Raw genomic sequence first — 7867 nt, forward strand, 5'->3', positions numbered from 1 at the left:
GAATGTGGATCGGCCCCTCGCCCGCCATTTCGCAAACCGCGGCCAATTCCCCGGGCGCGACTGCGCGCAAACTATGGGGCGCGACGCCGACGTTGGCGCCTTCAAGCTTCTTCGCCACCTCGCAGCTGCCCTCAAGCAGACGCGCGAAAGCGTCGAGATCGCTGACGAAGCGGCGCTGGCCGGCAGTCGGCGGCTTCGCGCCGAAATTCGAATGCGCGTAAAAGACCGGCAGTATCGTCATGCCAATCCCGGTCTCGCTGGCGGCGGCTACGATGCGCGTCGCCATTTCGGCGATCGAGGCATAGGGACGCCCGTCGCGATCGTGGTGGAGATAGTGGAATTCGCCGACGCGGGTGAAGCCAGCTTCCAGCATTTCGACATAGAGCTGGCTGGCCACCGCCTGAACTTGATCCGGGTTCATCGTCAGGGCGAAGCGATACATCCAGTCGCGCCATGTCCAGAAACTGTCGGGCGATTGGCCGCGAACCTCGGCGCGGCCCGCCATGCCGCGCTGAAACGCGTGACTGTGGACATTGGGCATCCCCGGAAGGGCAATGGCATGGCCTTCAGCGTCGGGCCGTGGCGCAACCCCAGCCTCGACGGAGGCGAAATGCCCCGCTTCGATCGTCAACCGCACGTCGGCGCGCCATCCCTGAGGCGTCAGCGCGGATGCAGCGTGGATGACGCCCATGCCGAGGATCTCCATCGGGCGCCGTGATCAAGCGCTTGCCGTCTTTCCCATTATGTCTATACATAACGATGGCGAGAGAAAAGCGAAATGAACGGCGCCAATATTGATCGCGAGCAGGGATCGCACGTTCGCCTCTGGTGCAACGCGCGCCTCGCCACCCTTGCGCCGGTCCAAGCCGGACTGGGGATAATCGAGCGCGGCGCCGTCGCGGTCCAGGATCAGCGCATTGTTTATGCGGGACCGGAAAGCGAAATTCCGGCGCGCTGGCGCGGCGTCAGTGAGGAAGCCGATTGCGAAGGGCGCTGGATCACGCCGGGCCTGATTGATTGCCATACCCATCTCGTTTATGCCGACAATAGGGCGCATGAATTTGAACTGCGCCTGCAGGGCGCGACTTATGAGGAAGTCGCCCGCGCCGGCGGCGGCATTGTCTCTTCCGTCAGGGCGCTACGGGCGGCGAGTGAAGACGAGCTGGTGCGCCAGACCTTGCCGCGGCTTGATGCGCTGATCGCCGAAGGCGCCACTACAGTCGAGATCAAGTCCGGCTATGGGCTCGACCTCGCCAACGAGCGCAAGGCGCTGCGGGCGGCGCACCGTCTTGGGCGTGAACGCCCAATCGACATTCGCACGACCTTCCTGGGCGCGCACGCCCTGCCGCCTGAGGCTCTCGGCGACAGGAAGAGTTATATCGATCGGCTGGTGACTGAGATACTGCCGGCGATCGCCGCGGAGGGTCTCGCTGACGCGGTGGATGGTTTTTGCGAAGGCATCGCTTTTTCGCCCGATGAGATCGCCCGCGTATTCGAAGCGGCGAGGGCGCTCGGCTTGCCGGTAAAGCTGCACGCCGATCAGCTTTCGAACCTGCACAGCGCCGCGCTCGCCGCGCGCTTCGGCGCGCTATCGGCCGATCATCTCGAACACACCGACGAAGCCGGCGTCATGGCGATGGCCGAGGCCGGGACGGTGGCGACGCTGTTGCCCGGCGCTTTCTATTTCATCCGCGAGACGAAGCGCCCACCGATCGAACTCTTCCGCCGCCACGGCGTGGCGATGGCGGTGGCGACCGATTCCAATCCAGGCACGTCGCCGCTGACATCGCTGCTGCTGGCGATGAATATGGCGGCGACGTTGTTCAAAATGAACGTCGAGGAATGCATCGCCGGCGTTACGCGCGAGGCCGCGCGAGCGCTCGGCGTTCTTGGCGAGACCGGCACGCTGGAGGCCGGCAAATGGGCCGATCTCGCGATCTGGAACATCGAGCGCCCAGCCGAACTCGTCTATCGCATAGGCTTCAACCCGCTCAAGCAGCGCGTCTGGAGAGGTCAGTGACCGAGGTTCTCCTCAAACCCGGCGCCGTCTCCCTCGCCGATTGGCTCGCGATCTATCGCGGCGCAGCGCCCTGGCTCGATCCCGGCTGCCGACCGGGGATAGAAGCGAGCGCGGCGTCGGTCGCGCGGATCGTCGCCAAGGGCGCGCCCGTCTATGGGATCAATACCGGCTTTGGCAAACTGGCGAGCGTGCGCATCGAGGCGCGCGATCTCGAAAAGCTCCAGCGCAATATTGTGCTTTCGCATGCGGCGGGGGTCGGCGAAGCCATGCCCATCGCGATTGCGCGTCTGATGATGGCGCTCAAGCTCGCGAGTCTAGCGCAGGGCGCCTCGGGCGTGAGGATCGAGACGGTCGCGATGCTGGAGGCGATGCTGGCGCGCGGCCTCACCCCCCTCGTGCCGACGCAAGGATCGGTCGGCGCGTCGGGCGATCTCGCCCCGCTGGCGCATATGACCGCGACGATGATCGGGGTTGGCGATATCTTTTTGAACGGCGTTCGCTTGCCGGCCTCCGAGGCTCTCGCGCGGGCGGGCCTCGCGCCGATCGCGCTAGGGCCCAAGGAGGGGCTGGCGCTCCTCAATGGCACGCAATTCTCAACCGCCAATGCTCTGGCCGCGTTGTTCGAAGCCGAAATCCTGTTCCGCTCGGCGCTCGTGACCGGCGCCCTGTCGACCGACGCCGCGCGCGGCTCCGACGCGCCATTCGATGCGCGCATCCACCGGCTGCGCGGTCATCTCGGGCAGATCGAGACGGCCGACGCGCTACGCGCGCTGATGCGGGGCAGCGCCATTCGCGCCTCCCATCTCATCGGCGACGAACGGGTTCAGGATCCCTATTGCCTGCGCTGCCAGCCCCAGGTGATGGGCGCGGCGCTCGACGTGCTGCGGCAGGCCGCGAAGACATTGGCGATCGAGGCGAACGGGGTCACCGACAACCCCTTGATTTTTACCGATGAAGACACCGCCCTGTCGGGCGGCAATTTCCACGCCGAACCCGTCGCCTTCGCCGCCGACATGATGGCGCTCGCTATATGCGAAATCGGCTCGCTCGCCGAGCGGCGCATCGCCATGCTGGTCGACCCCGCGCTATCGGGCCTGCCCGCGTTCCTGACGCCCAAGCCTGGGCTCAATTCAGGCTTTATGATTCCGCAGGTGACGGCGGCGGCGCTGGTTTCCGAAAATAAGGGGCGCGCTCATCCCGCCAGCGTCGATTCGATCCCGACCTCGGCCAACCAGGAGGATCATGTCTCGATGGCGGCGCACGGCGCACGGCGGCTCCTGCCGATGGTCGAAAATGCAACAGCCGTCATCGGCATCGAGCTTCTAGCGGCGGCGCAGGGCTGCGATTTTCATGCGCCCCTGGCCTCAAGCGCGCCGCTGGAAGCCGTGCGCGCGTTGGTGCGCGCCAAGGTTCCCCATCTCGATGACGACCGCTATTTCCATCCTGACATCGAGGCCGCGATCGGCCTGGTGCGCGGCGGCGCGGTTATCGGCGCCACGGGCGGCGACGCTCTGCCATCCGTCTGTGGCGCCACGCCATGAGCGCGCCCGCCTGGCTCAGCGTCGCGCGCGGCGAAGCGCCGCTCCTCGTGAGCCTGCCGCACACCGGGCTCGAACTCGGCCCCCTTGAACCGCGCCTCGTCTCGCCCTGGCTGGCGCGCAAAGACGCCGATTGGTGGATTGAGAAGCTCTATGATTTTGCCGGCAGTCTCGGCGCGACGATCGTGCGGACGACGATTTCGCGCACATTGATCGACGTCAATCGCGACCCGTCCGGCGCCTCGCTCTATCCCGGGCAGGCGACGACGGAACTTTGCCCAGCGACGACCTTTGACGGCGAGCCGCTTTATCGCGACGGCGAGTCGCCCTCTTCGGACGAGATCGCCGAGCGACGGGCGCTATGGTTCGACCCTTATCATGCTGCGCTGAAAGCGGAGATCGCCCGGCTTCGCCAACGCCACAGCCGCATCGTGCTCTATGACTGCCATTCCATAAGGTCTCAGATACCCCGCCTGTTCGAAGGCGAGCTTCCTGTCTTCAATTTCGGGACGAACGGCGGCGTCAGCGCCGAGTCTGCGCTCAGCGGCCTTGTCGTCGATATCCTCGCTTCGAGCGGCCAGCCTTTCGTCGTCAACGGACGTTTCAAGGGCGGTTGGATCACCAGAGCCTATGGCGATCCTGCGCATGGCGTCCATGCGCTGCAGATGGAGCTGGCCTGTCGCGGCTATATGCGTGAACCCGCGCCAATCGGCCCCGACAATTGGCCCTCGCCGTACGATCCCGTTTTCGCCGTTCCGATACGACAGACATTGACGACGATTCTGCAGGCGGCCCTTGCCTGGGTCCGCGCCTGATTTTGCTACGAGGCTTCCCATGAACGCAAACCCGCGCATCGACAACGCCCGCATCATCCGCGCGCCCCGCGGCCCTGAGATTTCCGCCAAAAGCTGGCTGACCGAAGCGCCGATGCGCATGCTGATGAACAATCTTGATGCGGAAGTCGCGGAAAAGCCGGGCGAACTCGTCGTCTATGGCGGCATCGGCCGCGCCGCGCGCGACTGGAACGCCTTCGACCAGATCGTCGCGACGCTGAAGCGGCTGGAGGGCGATGAGACGCTGCTTGTCCAATCGGGCAAGCCGGTCGGGGTTTTCCGCACCCATGCCGACGCGCCGCGCGTGCTGATCGCCAATTCCAATCTCGTGCCGCACTGGGCGACCTGGGATCACTTCCATGCGCTCGATAAGAAGGGCCTCATGATGTACGGCCAGATGACGGCCGGTTCGTGGATCTATATCGGCAGCCAGGGCATCGTTCAGGGCACTTACGAGACCTTCGTCGAGGTCGGCCGCCAGCACTACGGCGGCGATCTCTCCGGGCGCTGGATCCTGACCGCGGGCTTAGGGGGCATGGGCGGCGCACAGCCGCTCGCCGCTGCTATGGCGGGCGCTTCGTGTCTCGCTGTGGAATGCCAGGCAAGTCGCATCGAGATGCGCCTGCGCACCGGCTATGTCGACGTGCAGACGAATAGTCTCGACGAGGCGCTCGCGATCATCGACAAATCCTGCCGCGACAGGAAGCCGGTCTCGGTCGCGCTGCTCGGCAATGCGGCCGATGTCTTTCCCGAACTCGTGCGTCGCGGCGTCAGGCCCGACGTCGTCACCGACCAGACATCGGCGCATGATCCGATTAACGGTTACCTGCCTCAGGGCTGGACGCTGGCGGAATGGGAGACGCGGCGCGAACGCGATTCCAAGGCGGTGGAGAAGGCTGCCCGCGCATCGATGGCGATTCATGTGCGCGCGATGCTCGACTTTCATAAAGCGGGCGTTCCGACGCTCGACTATGGCAACAACATCCGGCAGATGGCGAAGGAGGAGGGAGTCGCCGACGCCTTCGATTTTCCCGGCTTCGTGCCCGCTTATATCCGGCCTTTGTTCTGCCGGGGCGTTGGGCCGTTCCGATGGTGCGCTTTGTCCGGCGATCCCGAAGATATCTATCGCACCGACGCCAGGGTGAAGGAGTTGCTGCCCGACAACAGGCCTCTTCGCAACTGGCTCGATATGGCGCGCCAGCGCATCCGCTTTCAGGGACTGCCCGCGCGCATCTGCTGGGTGGGCCTGGGCGATCGCCATCGGCTCGGCCTCGCCTTCAACGAAATGGTCGCGAGCGGCGAATTGAAGGCGCCGATTGTGATCGGCCGCGATCATCTCGATTCCGGCTCGGTCGCCTCGCCCAATCGCGAGACCGAAGCGATGAGAGACGGATCGGACGCCGTTTCCGACTGGCCCCTGCTCAACGCGCTGTTGAATTGCGCCTCGGGCGCCACCTGGGTGTCGCTGCATCACGGCGGCGGCGTCGGCATGGGCTTTTCGCAACATGCCGGCATGGTGATCGTCGCCGACGGCACGCCCGAGGCCGCCGCCCGCATCGCGCGCGTCTTATGGAACGACCCCGCCAGCGGCGTCATGCGCCATGCCGACGCCGGCTACCAGGCGGCGCTCGATTGCGCGCGGGAGAACCGGCTCGATCTGCCGGGCATCTTGGGGTGATGGAGAAACTTGGATTGCCAAGGCCCATCGTGGAGCTTGATATCCGCGCGCCGTCCCGCCCGTGGCGCCGACGCGCATCATGTCCTAACATCCAGCCTGGCCGCCCATCGGGGCCGGGATGAATCCCCATGACGAATGACGATCTGGATTTCTACGCGGCCATACCCGTCTTCGACAGTTTCGCCGATGTCATGAAGCCGTCGCGCTATCGCCCGCTCCCGGAGGATTGGGTGGTGGGTTTTTCGGATGTCGTGGGATCGACCAAGGCGATCGCGCAGGGCCGCTACAAGGCGGTCAATATGGTGGGGGCCGGCGTCATCGCCGCCGTCGCCAATGCGCTGGAGCGACGGCCCTTCGCTTTCGTCTTCGGCGGCGACGGGGCGAGTTTCGCCGTCAGCGCCGCCGACGCGCCGCTGGCGGCCGAAGCGCTGAAGGCCATGGCCGTGTTCGCCCAAGAGGAGTTGCAGATCGATCTGCGCGTCGCGACAGTTCCCGTCGCAGAAGTCCGGGCGGCGGGGCGCGACGTGCGCGTCGCGCGCTTCGCCGCCTCGGAGCACTGCGCCTATGCGATGTTCGCCGGCGGCGGCCTTGCCTGGGTTGAGACGGCGGTGAAGGGCGGCGCTCACCTGCTGGCGCCCGCCGCGCCAGGTGCCCGGCCGGATCTCTCCGACCTGTCCTGCCGCTGGTCGGTAGCGCCAGCGGCGCATGGGATAGTCTTGTCTTTGATCGTCGTGTCGCGCGGCGACGATGCGCGGTTTGGCGCCCTGGTCGAGGAAATTGTCGCGATGGCGATGGGCGCGCAGGACGGCGGACGGCCGATCACGTTGTCGAGCCTGGCGGCGCGCTGGCCCGGCCAGGCGATCGCTTTGGAGAGCGCCGCGCAGGCGATTCCCGGCCAATCGCGCGTCAAGCTGCGGCTCGCGGCTTGGACGAAATTCACGCTCGGCGTGATCTTCCACAAGCTCAAGCTGAAAGCGGGCAGTTTCGACGCCGTGGCCTACGCCAGCGACGTCGCCGACAATGCCGATTTCCGCAAATTCGACGACGGCCTGCGCATGACGCTCGATTGCTCTGCCGAATTCGCCGACGCGCTCGAAGAGCGCCTGAAGGCGGCGAGCGACATCGCCGAATATGGCGCCTTCCGGCAGGACCATGCGCTGATGACCTGTTTCGTGCCCTCGATCACCGATCGCGGCCATGTCCATTTCGTCGACGGCGCGGGCGGCGGCTACGCCATGGCCGCGCAAGCGATGAAAATGCGCCGCGCGCAAGCGTGAAGCGCCGCCAGGGAGCCAGCCCATGTGCCGGAACATTCGCACGCTCTTCAATTTCGAACCGCCCGCGACCGACGAGGAAATCCGCGCCTCGGCGCTGCAATTCGTGCGCAAGCTGAGCGGCTTCGCCCGCCCGTCGAAGGCCAATGAAGCCGCGTTCAACCATGCCGTCGACGAAGTCGCGAATGCGGCGCGCCGGCTGCTGGAATCGATGGACGCGACGCGCCCGCCCCGGGATCGCGAAGTAGAGGCGATGAAGGCGAAGGAGAGGGCGCGCGAGCGGTTTGCGTGAGTGCGGGCTCCCTTCTCCCGCTTCGCGAGAGAAGGGAGCCCGACGAAGTCGGGTCGGATGAGGGCCTATCGGCGTGAAAGACCCTCGTGGCGCCGTACCCAGCTTCGATGCCCTCATCCGTCATGCTCCGCATGACACCTTCTCCCGATTCTCGCTACGGGATTCACACGAGTGATTTGCGTTGAGCGATTGCATATCCTTCGATCAAGTCGGCCAATCGTCGCCATCCCTC

7 protein-coding genes are annotated in these 7867 nt (G+C 65.7%); 6 read left to right on the forward strand and 1 reads right to left on the reverse strand.

Features of this window, described 5'->3' with window-relative positions; genetic code table 11:
- A partial coding sequence (locus GSQ90_RS28480) for an amidohydrolase family protein (RefSeq protein ID WP_158818375.1) occupies positions 1–691 on the reverse strand: 691 nt, incomplete at its 3' end.
- A gap of 87 nt (positions 692–778) precedes the next feature.
- Between GSQ90_RS28480 and hutI the strand changes: the two genes are divergently transcribed.
- The 6 genes from hutI to GSQ90_RS28510 all read left to right on the forward strand — a co-directional run bounded on the left by hutI (position 779) and on the right by GSQ90_RS28510 (position 7635).
- Positions 779–2020, forward strand: coding sequence for an imidazolonepropionase (gene hutI / locus GSQ90_RS28485; protein WP_158818376.1), 1242 nt, complete (start codon positions 779–781; stop codon positions 2018–2020).
- Entirely contained in the window at positions 2017–3561 is a 1545-nt protein-coding gene (hutH, locus tag GSQ90_RS28490; protein WP_158818377.1) for a histidine ammonia-lyase, read from the forward strand. Before hutI ends, hutH begins: the two co-directional genes overlap by 4 nt.
- Positions 3558–4373, forward strand: coding sequence for an N-formylglutamate deformylase (hutG, locus tag GSQ90_RS28495; protein ID WP_158818378.1), 816 nt, complete (start codon positions 3558–3560; stop codon positions 4371–4373). Before hutH ends, hutG begins: the two co-directional genes overlap by 4 nt.
- A gap of 19 nt (positions 4374–4392) precedes the next feature.
- Positions 4393–6069: a urocanate hydratase gene (hutU, locus tag GSQ90_RS28500; protein ID WP_158818379.1), complete on the forward strand. Its 1677-nt coding sequence runs from the start codon at positions 4393–4395 to the stop codon at positions 6067–6069.
- Positions 6070–6197: 128 nt separating this feature from the next.
- Positions 6198–7346, forward strand: coding sequence for a DUF3095 domain-containing protein (locus GSQ90_RS28505; protein ID WP_158818380.1), 1149 nt, complete (start codon positions 6198–6200; stop codon positions 7344–7346).
- Between the two features lie 22 nt (positions 7347–7368).
- A complete protein-coding gene (locus GSQ90_RS28510; protein WP_158818381.1) occupies positions 7369–7635 on the forward strand; it encodes a DUF2277 domain-containing protein in 267 nt (88 codons plus the stop codon).
- Positions 7636–7867 lie beyond the last annotated feature (232 nt).

Source organism: Methylocapsa sp. S129, assembly GCF_009765995.1.
GTDB lineage: Bacteria > Pseudomonadota > Alphaproteobacteria > Rhizobiales > Beijerinckiaceae > Roseiarcus.

Excerpts from the sequence above, each read along its gene's own strand:
- GSQ90_RS28505 (WP_158818380.1), top strand. The coding sequence starts at position 6,198 with ATGACGAATGACGATCTGGATTTCTACGCGGCCATACCCGTCTTCGAC.
- hutG (WP_158818378.1), top strand. The coding sequence starts at position 3,558 with ATGAGCGCGCCCGCCTGGCTCAGCGTCGCGCGCGGCGAAGCGCCGCTC.
- GSQ90_RS28510 (WP_158818381.1), top strand. The coding sequence starts at position 7,369 with ATGTGCCGGAACATTCGCACGCTCTTCAATTTCGAACCGCCCGCGACC.
- hutU (WP_158818379.1), top strand. The coding sequence starts at position 4,393 with ATGAACGCAAACCCGCGCATCGACAACGCCCGCATCATCCGCGCGCCC.
- hutI (WP_158818376.1), top strand. The coding sequence starts at position 779 with ATGAACGGCGCCAATATTGATCGCGAGCAGGGATCGCACGTTCGCCTC.